At 65.3% G+C, this 17,170-nt stretch carries 16 protein-coding genes; 7 read left to right on the top strand and 9 right to left on the bottom strand.

Going from position 1 to position 17,170, the window contains the following annotated elements:
* Positions 1–250: 250 nt before the first annotated feature.
* The 3 genes from surE to CP557_RS03680 are packed head-to-tail and all read right to left on the bottom strand — an operon-like array spanning position 251 to position 3,453.
* On the bottom strand, positions 251–1,057 hold the full coding sequence (gene surE, locus CP557_RS03690) for a 5'/3'-nucleotidase SurE (protein WP_097378661.1): 807 nt from the start codon (positions 1,055–1,057) through the stop codon (positions 251–253).
* Between the two features lie 51 nt (positions 1,058–1,108).
* Complete coding sequence (locus CP557_RS03685) at positions 1,109–2,674, bottom strand: small ribosomal subunit Rsm22 family protein (RefSeq protein WP_097378660.1); 1,566 nt, start codon at positions 2,672–2,674, stop codon at positions 1,109–1,111.
* Positions 2,671–3,453 carry a prephenate dehydrogenase/arogenate dehydrogenase family protein gene (locus CP557_RS03680; RefSeq protein WP_097378659.1) on the bottom strand — a complete coding sequence of 261 codons (783 nt, stop codon included), beginning with the start codon at positions 3,451–3,453 and terminating at the stop codon, positions 2,671–2,673. The genes CP557_RS03685 and CP557_RS03680 overlap by 4 nt, the downstream gene beginning before the upstream one ends.
* Positions 3,454–3,588: 135 nt before the next feature.
* Between CP557_RS03680 and CP557_RS03675 the strand changes: the two genes are divergently transcribed.
* Positions 3,589–4,323 (top strand): histidine kinase N-terminal 7TM domain-containing protein, encoded by a 735-nt coding sequence (locus CP557_RS03675; protein WP_097378658.1) that lies wholly within the window; start codon positions 3,589–3,591, stop codon positions 4,321–4,323.
* A gap of 76 nt (positions 4,324–4,399) precedes the next feature.
* The gene (locus CP557_RS03670; protein WP_097378657.1) at positions 4,400–5,446 is read left to right on the top strand and encodes an NAD(P)/FAD-dependent oxidoreductase; all 1,047 of its coding nucleotides are present in this window, start codon (positions 4,400–4,402) and stop codon (positions 5,444–5,446) included.
* A gap of 3 nt (positions 5,447–5,449) precedes the next feature.
* On the opposite strand, the gene trkA is transcribed toward CP557_RS03670, so the two are convergent.
* The 3 genes from trkA to CP557_RS03655 form a co-directional block, all read right to left on the bottom strand.
* A complete protein-coding gene (gene trkA / locus CP557_RS03665) occupies positions 5,450–6,787 on the bottom strand; it encodes a Trk system potassium transporter TrkA (RefSeq protein WP_097378656.1) in 1,338 nt (445 codons plus the stop codon).
* A gap of 120 nt (positions 6,788–6,907) precedes the next feature.
* Entirely contained in the window at positions 6,908–7,429 is a 522-nt protein-coding gene (locus CP557_RS03660) for an SRPBCC family protein (protein ID WP_097378655.1), read from the bottom strand.
* A gap of 57 nt (positions 7,430–7,486) precedes the next feature.
* A complete protein-coding gene (locus tag CP557_RS03655; protein WP_097378654.1) occupies positions 7,487–8,677 on the bottom strand; it encodes a M48 family metalloprotease in 1,191 nt (396 codons plus the stop codon).
* 219 nt (positions 8,678–8,896) lie between these two features.
* Between CP557_RS03655 and tgtA the strand changes: the two genes are divergently transcribed.
* Positions 8,897–10,390 carry a tRNA guanosine(15) transglycosylase TgtA gene (tgtA, locus tag CP557_RS03650; protein WP_097381517.1) on the top strand — a complete coding sequence of 498 codons (1,494 nt, stop codon included), beginning with the start codon at positions 8,897–8,899 and terminating at the stop codon, positions 10,388–10,390.
* 407 nt (positions 10,391–10,797) lie between these two features.
* Positions 10,798–11,154 (top strand): RNA-binding protein, encoded by a 357-nt coding sequence (locus CP557_RS03645; RefSeq protein ID WP_097378653.1) that lies wholly within the window; start codon positions 10,798–10,800, stop codon positions 11,152–11,154.
* Between the two features lie 89 nt (positions 11,155–11,243).
* Here the strand turns inward: CP557_RS03645 and CP557_RS03640 are convergent, their stop codons facing one another.
* Entirely contained in the window at positions 11,244–13,262 is a 2,019-nt protein-coding gene (locus tag CP557_RS03640) for a hypothetical protein (protein WP_245852889.1), read from the bottom strand.
* Between the two features lie 287 nt (positions 13,263–13,549).
* Here CP557_RS03640 and arcS point away from each other — a divergent pair, with 287 nt between their 5' ends.
* Positions 13,550–15,301 carry an archaeosine synthase subunit alpha gene (arcS, locus tag CP557_RS03635; RefSeq protein WP_097378651.1) on the top strand — a complete coding sequence of 584 codons (1,752 nt, stop codon included), beginning with the start codon at positions 13,550–13,552 and terminating at the stop codon, positions 15,299–15,301.
* A 258-nt stretch (positions 15,302–15,559) separates the two neighbouring features.
* Here arcS and CP557_RS23220 read toward each other — a convergent pair whose 3' ends face one another.
* On the bottom strand, positions 15,560–15,688 hold the full coding sequence (locus CP557_RS23220; protein WP_281255543.1) for a hypothetical protein: 129 nt from the start codon (positions 15,686–15,688) through the stop codon (positions 15,560–15,562).
* A gap of 90 nt (positions 15,689–15,778) precedes the next feature.
* Here CP557_RS23220 and CP557_RS23215 point away from each other — a divergent pair, with 90 nt between their 5' ends.
* On the top strand, positions 15,779–15,907 hold the full coding sequence (locus tag CP557_RS23215; RefSeq protein WP_281255542.1) for a hypothetical protein: 129 nt from the start codon (positions 15,779–15,781) through the stop codon (positions 15,905–15,907).
* On the top strand, positions 15,904–16,290 hold the full coding sequence (locus CP557_RS03630) for a metal-dependent transcriptional regulator (RefSeq protein WP_097378650.1): 387 nt from the start codon (positions 15,904–15,906) through the stop codon (positions 16,288–16,290). Before CP557_RS23215 ends, CP557_RS03630 begins: the two co-directional genes overlap by 4 nt.
* A 182-nt stretch (positions 16,291–16,472) precedes the next feature.
* On the opposite strand, the gene dpsA is transcribed toward CP557_RS03630, so the two are convergent.
* Positions 16,473–17,018 (bottom strand): DNA starvation/stationary phase protection protein DpsA, encoded by a 546-nt coding sequence (dpsA, locus tag CP557_RS03625; protein WP_097378649.1) that lies wholly within the window; start codon positions 17,016–17,018, stop codon positions 16,473–16,475.
* Positions 17,019–17,170: the final 152 nt, after the last annotated feature.

Here is a 17,170-nt window from a genome sequence, read left to right as displayed (position 1 = left end):
ACGCCCACCTACCTTGATTTTATGTTTACTATAATACATGATTGGGTTCCACCGGTTACGTTGTGATTATCCTGACGGTACCGTCATCGAATAGCGGCCACCTTGCGACCCGCAAGTCAGTCATCACGTCCGGCGATCGACAGACCCGTCGACCACCGCTGACCGAGCGATCGAGAGTTGCCAACCGTCCGATACTGCGGTAGTCTCCGATTTCCGCGGAGACAGACCGCGACTCGAGTCGGAACGGTCGTCAGCGGTCGCCCGACGCGACCGTCTCGAGGTACCCGTCGGCGAGTTCGGTGAGTACCTCGTGGTGGTTCGTCGAATGTGGTGCCGTCAGCGGTGAGACGCTGATACGACCCTCGACGACGGCACGGCGGTCCGTTCCCGCTGCATCGGGAAGCGAGTCGGGATCCATGTCGTCCCAGACGCGGTCGTGGAGCGTGACGTGAGCGCCGTCACGCTCGGCGTCCATCTCGTAGCGTTTCGAGGGCTGCGTGATCTCGATCGGAGCGGGCTCGCCGTCCGGGAGCGGGACGTTGATGTTGAGATAGGCCGCGTGCTCGAAGACACCGGCCTCGAGCGCGTGTTCGGCGAAATACGACGTTACGCGGGCCGCTTCGGCGTACTCGTCGGCCGTGACATCGATCTCCTGGAAGGGGGTGTCGTCGACGGGAACGTACAGCGACGTCGCGATCGCGGGAACGTCGAAGAAGGCGGCCTCGACGGCCGCGCTGATCGTCCCCGACCGACCGAGGACGTACTCCCCGAGGTTCGCGCCCTTGTTACAGCCCGCAACGACGAGGTCGGGGAAGGGGCCGAGTTCGGCGAGGCCGGCGACGACGCAGTCGGCTGGCGTTCCGTGGACTGCATACCCTAGCTCGCGTTCGTCGACCTGGACCTCGTGGGAGAGCGAGCGGCCACAGGCGCTCCGGTCGTCGGCCGGAGCGACGACGGTCACGTTGGCGTGCTCGGAGAGGGCGTCGTGCAGTGCCCTGATACCGGTGCTGTCGATCCCGTCGTCGTTTGTCAACAGGATCTCGAGGTCGTCGCTCATGTCGTGTCGGTTGGCCGGCGGCGCGAAAAGCCCACCGCTTCCGGACGCTATTCAGGCGATCCGGTCGACGATCGTCTCCTCGTCGACGACCAGATTGTAGGCGCCCTCGTCGTCGTTCCAGAGCGCGAGGGCCCCCTCGAACGAACAGACGTCGCCGTAGTCGGCCTCGAGCAGCGGTCGGTTGAGCGCGGTTTCGTTCGTGACGACGGCGTAGTGGTCGGTGTCCTCGCTGCCGTCGCTGATCTTGAACAGGGGGTTCGACCGCCCGCTCCCGCGATCGCCGTTCCCGTCGCCGTCGCTCAGCGATCGGCTGAGCTTCGCCGCGACGAGGTCGATCCGCTCGGTGACGTGGCGCTCCATCTCGGCCATCTTCGCCCACTCGTTCGTCCCGAGGGCCATGTCGATCCGCCGTCGGCCATCGAGCCGGAGCAGCGAATAGGAAAACTGGACGTCGACGTTGACGAACTCGCCGGGCGCGTGGTCGTCGTCGCCGTCCGGCGTCGCCTCGTCGAGGCGGCGCTGGAACGTCGGCACCTCGAGGTCGGGCCGCACGTCGAACGACCAGCCCCGATCGGCGGGCGTTTCGCCGGGCCAGAGCCGAACGGTGGGCCCGTAGACCGTCACCTCGCCGCGTCGGTACCGCTCGGCGTCCCCGGCGGCGGCCGCATCGAAGTCGACGGCCGCACGTGCCCAGCGGCGTTCCCCCTCGAGTTCGCGTTCGACCTCGCGCAGTCCGACGCTGGTGTTCTTGTCCGCAGGGGCCATTGCGAGGACGGTGCCATCGGGAGCCAGCGCTTCGAGGGCGGATCGACCGACTGAAACCGGGTCGTCGAGTTCGCTCAGGACGTTACAGGCGAGGACGAGATCGAACCCGTCGTCGGGCGCGGTCGGCTCGAACCCGTCGGCCGAGTCGGTCCCACTGACGGCCGATTCGGGGTCGAATTCCTCCACAGTCGTCCGGTGAATCGTCGGGTGGACGTTCCGTCCCGTCTCCGCGAGCAGTTCCTCGAGTACGTCCCCGGCGGCGCTGGGCTCGATCGCGTGGTACTCGAGCAAGGCATCGTCGGGGAGGTAATCACACAGCCCCAGCGCGGGACCCCCGACACCGGCACCGATATCGAGCACGCGGAGGGTCCGACCGAGCAGTCCGCGATCCGCCAGGTCGTCGAGCACGTACTGGATCGCCGCGTAATAGCCCGGTAGGTGGTAGATCGCGTAGCCGGCCGCGACGTCCGCGTCGTATTCGACGGAGTGGCCGTCGAGATAGTCGGCCTTGAACCGGCGGATCGTCGACCGAAGGAGGTCACCGGAGGCACCCGCCTCCCAGTTCGGGCCGTACCGGTCGGCGAGTACGTCCTCGAGTCGTCGCTCGTAGGGGGCGGGGAATCGCTCGACCGGCCCCCGACGGGGCGAAACCGGCTCGTCGTCGACCGGAACGAACGTGCCGTCGTCGCGCTCGATCAGCCCGAGGGCCGCGGCGTCCTCTCGGAGGTGTTGGCGGACGACGGCGGGATGGGGGCTCCCCTCGACGTACTCGCAGATCTCGTCGGGATCGATCGGTCGGACGTGACGGAGATACTTCGCGTTCGATCGGATCGATTCGCGTTGATCGCTCATTCCGAATCACCCTGGGTCTCGTCGTCGCGTCGGTCCCCGCTTCCCGCGTGCCAGGTCGCCGCCGCCTCCCGATACAGCGCCTCGAGTTCGTCGGCGTCGGCGGCCGCGATCTCGGCTGCGGCGTCGGCGACCGCGTCGGCACCGTCGAACGTCGTCTGAATGTCGGCGTACACCCGCGGCGTGCCGCCGGTCACTTGCCGGGCGAGCCGTCGCAACCCCTCGTATATCGGCGTCTCGAACCCCTCCGGCACCGACTCCGCCGCGAGCGCAAACGAAAGGACCGCGGCGTGGGTCGCCGCCTGGACCGTCTCCATGGCCTCGTCGTGCTCCGCGGCCGTCGTCTCGAGCAACCCGTTCCCTCGAGCCTCGAGTCGAGCCAGCAACTCGTCGGTGACCGGCCCCGACTGATCGCGAACGACCGCGATCGATCCGGGTGCCCGTTCGGGTGCGAAAAGCGGGTGCAGACTCACCCGTTCGAGGGCCGGCGCGTGTCGCTCCATGGCGGCGATTGCGGGCTCCATCACGCCCGAGACGTCGACGATCGCCTGTCGTGCCCGCCCGGCTTGCTCGCTGATCGCGTCGGTCACGTGGGTCATCGGCACCGCGAGGCAGACGACGTCGTAGGCCGTCTCGCCCTCGAGATCGGCGCTGTCGCCGCCCACCGACTCGGCTGCGGCGGCCGCCGCGTCCCGGTCGATGTCGGCGAACGCGATTCGGGCGTCGATCGCCGCCCCGAACCACCGTCCCATCGCGCCCGCACCGACGATCAGTACGTCCATCGGCCACTCCTACCTGCCGACGTTGCAAAAGCCGTTCGATCGATCGACTCGCGTGGGCCGCCGGCTTCGGGCCGGCCCTCGAATTCCCCAGCCATCTGCCAGAATATACAAGTCAATTCGACTGAGAGTGGGTGTATGAACACTACCCAGTTGACGCCCGTGGTGCTCGCAACTGGGGCTGTGCTCGTCGTCCTGACGACCTATCCATATCTGGCGACCGCGATCGCCTACCGGGACCGCGACAACGGCCTCTCGTACATTCTGTTTCTCATGGGCGTCGCGGTCTGGAACGGCTTGTTTGCCGCACAGGTCCTCGATCCGAGCCCGGTCGTGAAAGGGTTCTTCTTCAGTATCGCGACGCTGGGTGCCGTCTTGGCCGGGCTGGGATGGTTGTTGTTCGCCAGCACGGCCAGCAGCACGCCGGCGCTTCCCGCACAACGGACGGTCTATCGGCTCGTCGCACTGCTGGCCGGCCTCGAGATCGCGCTCGCGATAACCAACCCGGCGCACGCGCTGTACTGGGAGATTCCCGGGAGCACGGCTGCCACACTGGCCTTTACCGTGATCGAACCCAACGTCGGCTACTGGCTGCATACGGCGTTTCTCGTCGCGTTGTTCGGAGTCGGGTCAGTCCTCTTTGGCATCGCCTGGCGGCGCGGGACCGACGTTCGATACACGCGCACCTACGCTCTCGCCGGGGCCGCGACGACCGTCGCGATCGTCGGCAGCAACGTCTTCATCGCCGGGACCGCATCGATCGCGCCGCTGATCGCCGGCTCACTCACGACCATCGGCTGGGTGCAAGCCCAACAGAAACGGTACCTCCGGCTCCCCCTCCCGTATCGCTGGATCGGGAACTTTCTGCGTTGAGGTCATACCCGGAGCGAGCGGGGAAATCGGCTGATTCGAACCACGATATTTCAAGGCTCGAGTCCGAACCTCGACTATGGAACGAATCGGAATCGTCGGCGCGGGAGCGGCCGCCGCGGCCGCAACCGAGCGGCTCGAGAGAACGGCGACCGAGACGGAGATTACGGTCCTCGAGAAATCACGCGGGCTCTGCGGGCGGGCCGCGACGAGGCGTCGGGACGACGTCGTCTACGACTACGGTGCAAACTACGTCACGTCCGACGACGAACGGGTCGTCGACCTGTTGACCGAAACCGTCGACGCTGACGGGCTGGTCGACATCGCCGACCCGGTGTGGACGTTCGACCGGGACGGCGACGTTTCGCCGGGTGACGACCGCCACGGGCACAAGTGGACCTACCGACAGGGATTGACACAGATCGCGAAACGGCTGTTCGATCGAACCGACGCGACCATCCACCGGGAGACCCGGATCGAGACGCTGCACCGAACCGCCGAGGGCGAGGGCGGCGTCTGGCACCTCGAGGACACCGACGGGACCCGCTGGGGCCCGTTCGAGACGCTCCTCTTGAACCCGCCAGCACCACAGACCGCCGAACTCCTCCGCTCAGCCGACTGGGACGCCGACGAACGCGATTCCCTTGCCGAGGCCGTCGAGGGGGTTCCCTATCGGACGGTCTGGACCGGGGTCTTTCACTATCCCTTCGAACTCGATCGACCCTACTACGCGCTCGTGAACACCGACAAAGACCACGAAATCGGCTGGATCGGCCGCGAGGAGTGCAAACCCGGCCACGTCCCTGACGGCGAGTCGCTGCTGATCGTCCAGGCCAACCACGAGTGGTCTGTCGATCGGTACGACGAACCGCCGGCAGCGAACGGAGAGCGCCTCGCGGCGCTGACCGCCGACCTCCTCGACGACCGGCGCCTGCGCGACCCCGACTGGACCGACCACCAGGGGTGGCGGTACGCGTTACCCGAGGCCGGCGTCCCCGAGGCCCCCCTGCAGCGCGCTCGGGCGGCGGGGCTGTACTGTCTCGGCGACTGGGTTGCCGGCGAGGCGCGACTCCACGCAGCGCTCCGGAACGGGATCGAAACCGCCGAGCAAATATCGAACGCATAACGGTCACAACGCCTCGATTACCGTCTCCAGCACGTCGGTATCGACGAAGATGACCACGTGGTCGCCGGCTTCGACTATCGTCTCGCCGCGCGGGGTAATCAACTCGCCGTCGCGACTGATCGCGCCGACGACCACGGCGGCGGGTAGGCCGGCCATCGCGTCCTGAATTCGCCGCTCGAAGAGGACGCTCTCGGCGTCGACCTCGATCTCGAGGACCTCCGCGCGATCGGACTCAAGCATGGCGACGTTTTCGGTCCGCTGCTTGCGGGTGAATCGAGTGATCTCTTCGGAGGTGACGAGCCTTGGATTGACGGCCACGTCGATCCCGACCGTCTCGAAGAGGTCGACGTATTCGCCGGACTCGACGATCCCGATGGTTCGTTTGACGCCGATCCGCTTTGCCAGCAGGGAGACGAGCAGGTTCTTCTCGTCGCTCTCCAGGGCTGCCACGACGATGTCGGAGTCGTCGACGTGTTCCCGGACGAGAAAGTCGATATCCGTCGCGTCGCTTTCCAGGACCAGCGTCTCCGGCAACTGCTCGGCCAGTTCCCGCGCCCGCCCGGGATCGCGCTCGACCAGTCGCGGCTCGAGTCCCTCCGCCTCGAAGAGTCGCGCCGCCTGGTAGCCGATATCCGTCCCGCCGACGACGACGATCTCGCGTGCATCCTCGACCGTCGGTTCGGGCGATAGCGAACCCGCGAACGCGCGGACGCTCTCCTTGGAGCCGATGACGACGACGGCATCGCCGTCCCTGATCTCGGTGTCGCCCTGTGGAACGATGACGTCGTCGTCACGCAGCAGGGCGGCGAAGGTCAGTGACTCGAATCGATCGGCTTCGGAGACCGTCTCACCGGCGATCGGGCTGTCGGGTCCGATCTCGAACTCGGCCATCCGAACCAGCCCGTCGGCGAACGTTTCGACGTCGTGTGCCCCGGGAAGGCCGGCGATCCGGACGATCGTCTCGGCGGTCTGCAGGTTAGTGCTGACCATGAAATCGACGCCGAACGCCCCCTTGGACTGCGTCCAGGTCCCGAACAACGTCGTCTTCCTGACCCGAGCGATCGTGAACGGATCGCTGACCGCCTTCGCCGCACCGCAGACGACGATGTTGGTCTCGTCGATGTCAGTGCTCGCGATGACCATATCCGCGCGCTCGATGCCGGCGTCCCTGAGCGTCTCGATCGAGGTGCCGTCACCCTCCATCGCGAGTACGTCGTGGGAGTAGGTGATCGAACTAACCCGATCGGGGTCCGTATCGATCACGACCACGTGGTGATCGTCGTCGAGGCTCGCCGCGATGTTCGAGCCGACGTCGCCCGCACCGACGACGAGCACACGCATCAGGGGCTCACCCGCGGATATCGCAGCCGTGAGCCGGTTCTTCGATCGGTCATACTGGGGGCGTCACGACCGAACAGCAAGTGAATTGTGCCTGATTGAGCCGTCGTCGGGGGCGGCTATTCAGGGGAGTTCGTGAACCGTCAACTCGACCTCGCGCTTGCGGCCCTCGATATCCGCGACCAGTCGTTCGACGACGGTCCGGGCTTCTTCGAGTAGCTTGGGCTCGACCTTCTCGATGACCCAGTCCAGCGAAACGAACCGCGGGAGGGAGATCGCGTTTTTGTCGGCCGAGTAGGGGTCATAGCGAGCCTCGAAGAAGATCCGACTCGCCGTCTCCGCGTCCGGCGGCGCGGCCTCCGGCTCCGGTTTCACGCGCCACTCGCCGTGGGCGTCGATATCGTTGACCAACTGCCACGACAGCGATTCCGGGGCCGAAATATCGGTCACCCTCGAGCGAGCCGTATAGCTGAGTTTCCACCACGCCAACTCGAGGTCGTAGACGGAGCCGACGTCGCCGTCGCCGTTGACCCGGACCTCCCGCAGGTGGTCCGTATAGCGAGGGTAGTCGGTGAAAGAGCGCACGTACGGAAAGACCTCCTCGGGCGACCGATGGGCGAGCGTACTGAGGAGAATTCTGTCCACACCAGCCGTAGGAGCCGTTCGAAAGTAAGGATTGCCATACTATCGGCGGGTAGTGGCTCACTCGCGCGTCGTCGCCCGCGACCAGTCGTCCTCGCCACGCCCCGCTCGAACTGCCTCGATGCGATCCGTGATCGGCGGGTGATGTGTCGCCAGACTGTAGAGCAGGCCCGCCTCGCGGCGCACGTCGTTGGCGTCGGCGAGCGTTTCCAGGGCCCCGATCATCGCCTCGCGGCCGGCTTCCCGTGCCGCGTACGCGTCCGCACGGAACTCCTGCCAGCGTGCGAGCCCGCCCAGCAAGCCGACGTGGTACAGCACGTAAAGTCCCATAAGCGGGAGGAAGATTCCGAGAAAATCCAACCGCTCCACGAGCGGGCCGAACCCGACGTACTCGGCGCCGAATACCCAGCCACCGAAGACGGCCACGGTCAGGAGGCCCCGCTGCCAGAGGTGACGGCCGGCGACGTGGCCGAACTCGTGAGCGACGACCGCACGGAGTTCGTCGTCGTCGCATTCGTCGAGCAAGTAGTCGGTCAGGAAGACGTACCGAAACCCGGGAAGCGTCCCCGCGACGATGGCGTTTGCGGTTCTGGTGGACTCGCCCTCGAGTACGTAGAGTCCGCGGGGGCGATAGCCCAACTCCGTACAGACCCGTTCGACGCGCTCACGGTGCTCCCCCGACAGCGGGACGCGGTCCTGAAAGAGTACGATCAGGTACGGCGAGAGCCCGAACGTGGCGAAGACGATCACGCCGAGCCCGGCGACGAGAACGGGAGTCGAGGAGCCGACGACGGACGTGATCGCGAAGAACCCGAGTACCGCGATTGCCACCGAGACGAGCGATATCGCCATTACGGCGACGACGCCTTTGATGACTCGCCACGTCGATGCCGAGGTCCCCCGCAGCGAGCGAACCACCGGATACGTTCCCAGGGCCATCGAGACGATCGGGAGCGCGACGATCCCGAAAACCACCAGCATGATCACCGCGAACTCGAGAACGGCGAAACCGAACAGGTCGGGGCCAGCCGTCCCGACGGGAGCTGTCACCCGATCGACCACACCGAGCGCGTAGAGCGCGATGACGGCGACGATCGGCAGCCCGAATCCCCCCGCCCGCTGAACCCGATCGAGTCGATGCAGCCGGTCTTCGACCGGCTCGTTCATCGACTCGACGCGCCGGGCGTAGGCCCGCCCGCCGAGGTATGGACCGACCGCGAGGACGAGGATGAGGATCCCAGCAGCGATCATATTCGGGCCGTCACCGTCGCGGAGTAAAGTGCTGTTGGACAGTCTACACGATAGCAAATGGCGGTGAGCGATCCCGACGGGGACGACCGACGCGGGTCGACCACGCTCACCCTGGATCGATACGCGGTCGCGTACCGCGGACGACGGATTCGGCGATCTCGATGGCTGATCGGCCGGAAACCTTCATTGACTTACGTCCGAGGACCCAACGGACGGTCGATGCGCGATTGCTTCGAAGTCCGGGACACCGACGCCGGCGGCCGTATCGGGGAGCTCACCGTTCCCCGCGCCGACGCCACCGTCGAAACCCCGGCCCTCCTCCCGGTTATCAACCCGAATCTGGATACGCTCAGCCCTCGCCGACTCGCCACGGAGTTCGGCGCGGAGATCCTCATTACGAACTCCTACATCATCCACGGCGACGACGACCTCCGTGAGCGCGCCCTCGAGGAGGGACTCCACGAACTCCTGGATTTCCCCGGCGCGATCATGACCGACTCCGGGTCGTTCCAGCTGTCGGAATACGGCGAGATCGACGTCACGACCGAGGAGATCCTCGCGTTTCAGCGCGAGATCGGCTCCGACATCGCCACGCCGGTCGACATTCCGACCCCACCGGACGTCTCCCGCGAGCGCGCCGAATCCGACCTCGAGACCACCCAGGAACGACTCGAGATCGCCGACGCCGCCGACACGGGCGAGATGCTCGTCAGCGCCCCCGTTCAGGGCTCGACGTATCCGGAGCTACGCGAGCGAGCCGGCCGCCACGCCGACGGGACCGGGCTCGACGTGTTCCCGGTCGGCGCGGTCGTCCCGTTGATGAACGACTACCGGTACGACGACATGATCGACGTCGTCGCTGCCGCCAAACGGGGACTCGGTGCCGACGCGCCCGTTCATCTCTTCGGCGCCGGTCACCCCATGATGTTCGCCCTCGCCGTCGCGATGGGCTGTGACCTGTTCGACTCGGCAGCGTACGCGCTCTACGCACGAGACGACCGCTACCTGACAGTCCGTGGGACGCGAGCCCTCGAGGACCTCGACTACCTCCCCTGTTCCTGTGCGGTCTGTACCGACCACTCGCCGGCCGAGCTCCGCGGGCTTCCCGACCGCGAGCGCGAATCGGAACTCGCCGCGCACAACCTCCACGTCACCTTCGCCGAAATCCGCCGGATCAAGCAAGCGATCCGCGCCGGCAACCTGCTGGAACTCGTCGAGCAACGCGCCCGCGCCCACCCGACGATGCTCGATGGCTACCGCACGCTGCTCGATCACGCCGCACAACTCGAGCGCTCGGATCCGGTCTCGAAGGGGTCGTTTTTCTACACCTCCCACGAGAGCGCTCGGCGGCCCGAAGTCGTTCGCCACCACGACCGTCTCACACGGCTGTCCGTCCCCGATAGCCTGCTGCTCACTGAAGGGGACTCCCCGCGGGGCGACGAGTTCGACGACGCCTGGCGCGTCGAGCCGCCGTTTGGCCCCTTCCCGCGGGCGCTCTCGAAGAGCTATCCGCTCACCGCCGAAGTTCCCGCACGGACGGATCGGGCTGCACTCGAGGCCGCGGCCGACGGTGTCGCACGGCTCGTCGAGACGAACCCCGAGACTGCCGTGACGCTCGCCCATCGGGGTTGGCCGGCGGGCGTTCGCGACCGGCTTCCCGACGGCGTCGCGCTCGTCGATCTCACTGCGGACGACCGGGATCGCAGTCGGTGACAGTCACTGAACGCCCGCTCGCGACGCGGCCAGCGACCCTGCGCCGGCCGCAGGGTTTCACAGTGTGTGAATAGAGTCGCTCCGAGCGTGTCATAGAAAGCTTCCCGCGGAAGGCGACGGAGTTTGGAAACTGTGTCCAGAAGCACTAACTCGTAGATGAGAAAGCAGAAACTGCTTGCTACACTCTTATAGAACACGCTTTCCATACCATCTCGTTTGAGACGTTGTCCATGATTGACCGTCGCCACTGAAACGATGTACGCGCTACTCGCGTAGCCCTCGTACGATCGGGTGTACAGTGATTTTCAGTAGCTACTATGGTGTCACCGCCTACTCGGCGACTGCTCGCCCGTCGACGGCCGACCGGGACCGGAACATCGAAGACCCAGGCGGCAGCCGGTAGCGGTATGCTCGGGCAAGTCGCACTCGCCGGTGGCGTCGTCCTCGCCCTCGTGATCGTATCGGTGCTGTTCAAACGGGTCCGCGGCGGCTCCGCGGACCAGCGGCGCTCTCGGAAACGCCACAGAGAGGCCCAGGAACGCGAGCCACCGATCGATATCGGCGACGTCGAGGAGGTCGCCATCCGCGAATTCACGGACCATCACTCCGGGGAGCGACGTGCGGTCGGGAAAATAGAGGGCTTCGTCGTCTTCGTCGAGGACGTCCCCGACCACTGCGAACCGACGGACATGCTCCGGATCAAGATCCTGTCGTTCAATCGCGGTCAGACGTCCGCGACGGCGACGTGTCTCGAGACGGTCTGAGACGCGAGGACCGAGACTGTCGGTACTTCTGGGGGGTGATCGTTCGCAAAAATACGTGTTCGGTTCGATCGTGACGGTCGTCCGCTGTGTTAGGCCTGCCGCCGGAGCACGAGCGCCGTCAGCAGTCCTGCGATCGCCGTGACACCGACTCCGAAGCCGGGGACGGTATCGCTGCCGCCGTTTCCGTCGCCGCTTTCGTTGCTTTCGCTGCTTTCGCTGCTCTGGGAGGCGACGCCGAGGTACTCGTTCATGGCGTCAGTGTCCGGTTCCGGGAACTCTTTGTCCCACTCGCCGGCCTCGTGGACCGTCGTCTCGGAACCGACCACGTCGAGGTGTTCGATGTCGGACTTGGTGGCCGACTCGGTGTCGACACCCATGTCGTCGACGTAGACGTACAGCGACGTACTGTTACCGGCGGACCCGGATGCCATCCCGCTGATGGACACGCTGTCGCTGAAGGTACCCGCAACCTTGCTCATGTTCTCGAACTTCGCTCCACCTTCGACGCGAACCGTCCCGTCGGCGATGTTACCGTCAACCCGGGCGACCTCGAGTTCGGACTCCGACAGTGCCGTCATGAACTCGTCGGTGTCCGAGGACATCGTCGTCGGGTTGTTCTGGACCGAACTGGCCCACGAATTGATCGCCTGGCTGGCCATATCCTCGGCCTCGATTTCGAACTGTGCGTCGACCGCGAGTTCGTCGCCGTCGGTGTTCGCCGTCAGGCTGAAGGTCACGTCGTTCTGTGGGTCGACGTCGTTGGCCTCGAGTTCGTCGATGTAGGCGGCCCAGTTTTCCGTGTTACTCGACAGTTCGGCGTCGAGTTCCATCTTCTGATCGGAGGTCTGCTCGACCGACGCGCTCCACTTGATTTCCGACTTGAGATTCACTGCCTGCTGGGCTTCGAGCGCCGTTCGGGCATCGTCGATGTCCTCCTGGGCCATCTCCTCGCTCATCGACGACGCCTCCATCAGATCGATCATCGCAAGCGAGAGTTCGCCGTAGTTGTCGATGGCGATGTCCCACTCGGCGTTCATCGAACCGCCGCTCGTGGCCATCGAGAACTCGAAGGTCTGGATCTCGAGGTCGGTGACGGTGCCGGCGACCTCCGCGGCCTCCGACCGGCTCAGGTCGTACTCCTCACTGTTGGCCAGCACGGTCGTGAGCTGCTGTTCGATACCGTCGTCGATTCCGGTGTACTCGACGGTAAACTCGAGTTCGAGCCTGTGTTGACCGGAACTGCGTTCTTCGAAGTTGTAGTTCGAGATCTCGATCTCGCTCGTTCCACCGAGCTCCGTGGCGAGGCTGCCGTACTGTTGTTGGAGCGTCTTCTCGGCTTGCTTACGGGTTTCCCACTGGCTTGCCGACCAGTCGTAGACGCCCCGCTCCTGGGTCACGTCGAGCGTGTAGCCGTCGCTCGTATCGTTGAGCGAGAGCTCGAGGTTCTCTCCTTCGCTGCTGGCTCCCGTCATCGCGCCCGCCGCGCCGTCGGCGGAGACGGAGCCGCTCGTCTCGAAGCGATCCGCGGTCGCAGCAATCTGGCCGTCCGTATCGACGGTGCCGGCGGCCCCACCCTGGCTTTCGAACGTGCCGGTGGCGGTCGCCTCGAACTCGTTCGTCTCGTCGGTGACCTCGCCGGAGGCGTCGAGTTCGAAGTTCTCGACTTCCTCGGGCTGTTTCATCACGAACGAGCCGTCGCCGGAGAACCCGCTCTGATCGAGGACTGCCGAGAAGTTCGCTTCTTGGAACTCCCCGTCTTGATTCTCGATATCGTCGACGACCAGCATGTAGGCCAGCCCTTCGCTGACATCCATGCCGACGTCGATTTGGTTGACGTCGGCCTCGTCGTCGTCGTACTGAAGCACGGCGCTCCCGTTCTCACCGAGGTAGACCTCGTCGGCCGGGTCGCGGTCCGAATCGACCTGCGAAACCGAATCGTACGATTCGGCGATCTCCGGCGCTTCCGCCGCTTTAGCGGTCGTCGTCATTCCACTGTTGACGACCGGCATTCCGATCGTCGCTACTCCGACTGCAGCAACCAGAAGGACGGCGAGTAATGCCCGATAGCCGCCTCCTGATCGCAATCTCGATTCTGATTCCGATGGCATACTTTGACCTCCCACTGGAGAGGCATAAAGGTTAATTTTCCCAAATATCCGGGAATGGTTTCTGCCCCCATCGAGAACAATGCAGCGACTAACAGTCAGGATGAACGACTGGTACGCTGTCGGACAGCACACGCTCGATACGACGCTTTCTGAGTCGACCGTACGAAGCCGGATCTCGTCTCGATCCACTTTTCGAGGGTAGAGACGCGTCCGCTATCGCGTCAACCGGTGCGCTCTCCGGCCCCGCGTATCGACACCCTCTTTCGCCCGCCCCGATCATATCGGGTATGACCGATCACTTCGAAGTACACGAGCGCGACGGGGCCGCGCGCGTGGGCGAACTCCGCCTCTCGTCGCCGCGTTCGACGCCGTCACTCGTCGACGACGTCCTCGAGGACGCGGGCTCGCTCTGGAGCGAGGACCGCGAGCTCCCCGACGGCGACGATTCGAAACTCACGGTACTCCCCCATCGAGCGTTCCCCGGCGGCACCGCCGAGGAAGTTCGAGAGTCGTTCGCCGTCGACTCCCCCGACGTCGACTATCCGAGCGTCGCGGTCGTCTCGAGCGAGAGCGCCGACGACCACGGGACGGACGCCTACGCCGTCTCGAACGTCCAGTCCGTGATGGGCCACGGCGCGGCGCTGGTCGAGGCCGTCGTGAACGTTCGCGAGGCGATCCCTACCGACACCGCCCTGCTGTTCTCGGGGGTTGCCACCCCGCGAAACGTCGCCCTGCTTGCCTACGCCGGCGTCGACCTCTTCGACGAGACTGCGGCCGTCGTGAAGGGTACCGAAGGTCGCTATCTCACGACCGACGAGGCGTACTTCCTCGAGGACCTCGAGGAGCTCCCCTGCTCGTGTCCCGCCTGCCAGGGGCCCCGCGAGGAGTTTACCCGCGAGGACTGCGCCGCACACAACGTCAACGCTCTCGAGGCCGAACTGGCGATCGTCCGCCGCCGGATTCGGGACGGCCGTCTTCGCGATTACATCGAGGGGCAGGCCCGTCACGACCAGTGGCTCACCGCCGCGGTGCGCGAACTCGACTCCCAGTGGGGCTACCTCGAGGAGCGGACGCCGATCCTGCGGGACGCCCGGATCGACGCTGCGACGTCGGACACCCTCCGCCGCGTGGAGATCCAGCGCTTCGCCGACCGGGTGACGACGCGGTACCGCAATCGCTTCCAGAACCCGCTCGTACTCGTCCCCTGTTCGGCCGCCAAGCCCTACAGCGAATCCCAGAGCCACCGCCAGTTCCACGACGCCATCCAGTGGCGTGCCCACCTCGTCTCGATGACCAGTCCGATCGGCGTCGTCCCCCAGGAACTCGAGACGACCTACCCCGCCCAGCACTACGACACCGTCGTGACGGGTCGCTGGTCCGAGGACGAGAAACAGTTCGTCGCCGAGGTGCTGGAGCGCTACCTCGAGCGCAACGACTATCCGTCCATCATCGCACACGTCCCCGACGAGGGCTACCGCGACATCGTCGGGCGCGTCGAGGAGGCGCTCGATCTGGATATCACCTACACCGTCGCGGACCATCCGACCGACGACGAGTCGCTCGCGAACCTCTCGAGTGCGCTGTCGGGCGAGTTGAAGTACTCCAAGCGCGAGCGCGAGCACAACACCGTCCGCGCCATCGCGGACTACCTGCTCGGCGACGGGGCCGGCGACGAACTCTTCGCGGACATCCAGACCACGAGCCGGTATCCCAAGATCCAGGTGCGCGACCCCGAGGACGCGCAGCTCGCGACCATGGTCCCCCAGTACGGGACGCTGTCCTTTACGCTCGAAGGCGCGCGCCGCTGGCTCGAGAGCGACGCGCCGACCAAACGGGTCGAGATCGACGGCTTCGTCCCCCACGGCAGCGTGCTCGCACCGGGCGTCGTCGACGCCGACGAGGACATCCGCGTCGGCGACGAGGTGGTCGTCGAGGGACCGAAGGCGTTCGCCGTCGGCCGCGCCGAGATGTTCGGTCGCGAGATGGCCGAGAGTAGCCGCGGGATCGCCTGCGAGATCCGTCACGTCGAAGAAACGTGACGCGGCGGAGGAAGGAGGAAACGGATCACTCCCCGTCGATGTCACGCCGATCGTCGTGTTCGGAGTCGTCGAAGACCGCCTCCCGACAGGTCGGACACCGACTGCCGTTCACGAACCCGTTGACGCGCCGTCCACACTTCGGACACTGCCAGATCCTCGGTCGTACCCGTCTCGTCACTACCTCCCTGTGATTTCGACGAGTCGGATAGGGGTTTCGCCGCGTCTCGCTACGAGAAAACGACTCGAGGGGTACCACGGTCAGCGGCCAGGGCACTCCTTGAGCACGTGTTCGCGATAGACCGGGGCGGGAACCCGGTCGCCACAGAGCTCACACTCGCGGTACTCGATTCGATCGCCGTCGGAACGATCCTCGCCGACATCGGTCACGTTCGTCCGTTCTCGCTCGAGGCCCCTCGTCGTTTCGAACGATCACACCTATCCGCAACTGTTTTAATGTTTTAGGCGTGCCTAAATCGTATGGCAGTCGATCCGAAACGGGATCGCAGGTCGACGAAGTCGGTCGCCGCGTCGCTCGTCCCCGATATCGACGCGGGTCGTGCCCACCACCAGCGATTCGTCCGCGATTGTACCACTCGACACGCATGACCGACGCCTCCCAGTACCTGCTCGTGTGCTATCTCGCCGTTCAGGACGTGGGCGAACCGGTCCCACCGGGATACGTCGCGGACGAACTCGACCGGTCGCCGGCGGTCGTGACGGAAACGCTCCAGCGACTCGAGGACCACGACTATCTCACCTACGAACCGTACGACGGGGCGACGCTCACCGCGCACGGACGGGAGAAGGCCGCCGAGTTGTACGAAACCCACGTCGTCCTGTCGACGTTCTTTCGGGACGTCCTCGAACTCGAGGCACCCGAGCGGGAAGCGATGGCGCTCGCGGGGAACGTCAGTGCCCTCGTCACCGAACGGGTCGCGGAAACCCTTCTCGAGACCGAGGACATCGACGCCGTGGACGTCTCCGCCTGATCCAGCGCAGGGTTGCTGGTTCGCGAGCGAGCGGTTCCTGGGTTCAGCGGCGACGATCAGCCGACAGGGGGAAGTGATTGCGCTGGTGAGCGCGAAAATAACGGCCGCCCGGAAGACGGCACCCGACGTGACGATCGGCCGTCGCGGTCGGAGCAATGATGCCGTCCGCGACTGATCGGCAGTTAGTTGGTCGCCGACTCGAGGACGAGCGTATCGTCCTCAAGGTAGTGTTCGATGTGGTGGGTGTGTTCCTCGATCGTCTCGAGTTGCTCGCGGAGCATCTGGGCGGTCGCGTGATCGCCCAGCCCTTCCGCGAGTTCGATGTGCTCTCGGTAGCTCTCGATGATGTCGCCCAGCATCTCGAGGTCGTTCGCGAGCGATGTCCGGATGTCGTAGACGTCCTCGTCTTCGGGTTCGACGGTGGCGTTCTCGGCCAGCGTCGTCATGCTCGCGTGGGGAACGCCACCGAGGGCCTGCAGCCGTTCGGCGACGTCGTCGGCTGCCGCCTCGACGTCCTCGTAGACCTCCTGGAGGAACACGTGGACGTCGAGGAACTCCGCGCCTTCGACGTTCCAGTGGTGCTTGTGGAGCTGGTGGTAGAGGACGTACGCATCCGCGAGGTCCCTGTTCAGCGCCTCGATGATCTGTTCTGCCTTCTCGGGCTCGAGCCTGAGTGCGTTCTCCTCGACGGTGCCGGCTTCCTGTTGGACGGTCTTCTGCGTGTTCATCACAGTCTCTAGAACGACTTGCTCACCCATATAAGTTTTCAATTTAGTTATATTTTTTCGCACGACCTAAAAATCGCTCGCGGCCGTTTCGATGACGACATCCCTCGTCGATCGGCCGTCACCAGTGTGGCGTCGAACTCACGTGGATCGAT

This window comes from Natrinema ejinorense, assembly GCF_002494345.1.
Classification (GTDB): Archaea; Halobacteriota; Halobacteria; order Halobacteriales; family Natrialbaceae; genus Natrinema; species Natrinema longum.
Note: the sequence above shows the minus strand (reverse complement) of the source record. Positions and strands in the feature narration are given on the sequence as shown.

Bases quoted from the DNA above. Each gene is read 5' to 3' on its own strand.
- surE (WP_097378661.1), bottom strand. From the start codon at position 1,057: ATGAGCGACGACCTCGAGATCCTGTTGACAAACGACGACGGGATCGAC.
- CP557_RS03685 (WP_097378660.1), bottom strand. From the start codon at position 2,674: ATGAGCGATCAACGCGAATCGATCCGATCGAACGCGAAGTATCTCCGT.
- CP557_RS03680 (WP_097378659.1), bottom strand. From the start codon at position 3,453: ATGGACGTACTGATCGTCGGTGCGGGCGCGATGGGACGGTGGTTCGGG.
- CP557_RS03675 (WP_097378658.1), top strand. From the start codon at position 3,589: ATGAACACTACCCAGTTGACGCCCGTGGTGCTCGCAACTGGGGCTGTG.
- CP557_RS03670 (WP_097378657.1), top strand. From the start codon at position 4,400: ATGGAACGAATCGGAATCGTCGGCGCGGGAGCGGCCGCCGCGGCCGCA.
- trkA (WP_097378656.1), bottom strand. From the start codon at position 6,787: ATGCGTGTGCTCGTCGTCGGTGCGGGCGACGTCGGCTCGAACATCGCG.
- CP557_RS03655 (WP_097378654.1), bottom strand. From the start codon at position 8,677: ATGATCGCTGCTGGGATCCTCATCCTCGTCCTCGCGGTCGGTCCATAC.
- tgtA (WP_097381517.1), top strand. From the start codon at position 8,897: ATGCGCGATTGCTTCGAAGTCCGGGACACCGACGCCGGCGGCCGTATC.
- CP557_RS03645 (WP_097378653.1), top strand. From the start codon at position 10,798: ATGCTCGGGCAAGTCGCACTCGCCGGTGGCGTCGTCCTCGCCCTCGTG.
- CP557_RS03640 (WP_245852889.1), bottom strand. From the start codon at position 13,262: ATGCCATCGGAATCAGAATCGAGATTGCGATCAGGAGGCGGCTATCGG.
- arcS (WP_097378651.1), top strand. From the start codon at position 13,550: ATGACCGATCACTTCGAAGTACACGAGCGCGACGGGGCCGCGCGCGTG.
- CP557_RS23215 (WP_281255542.1), top strand. From the start codon at position 15,779: ATGGCAGTCGATCCGAAACGGGATCGCAGGTCGACGAAGTCGGTCGCC.
- CP557_RS03630 (WP_097378650.1), top strand. From the start codon at position 15,904: ATGACCGACGCCTCCCAGTACCTGCTCGTGTGCTATCTCGCCGTTCAG.
- dpsA (WP_097378649.1), bottom strand. From the start codon at position 17,018: ATGAACACGCAGAAGACCGTCCAACAGGAAGCCGGCACCGTCGAGGAG.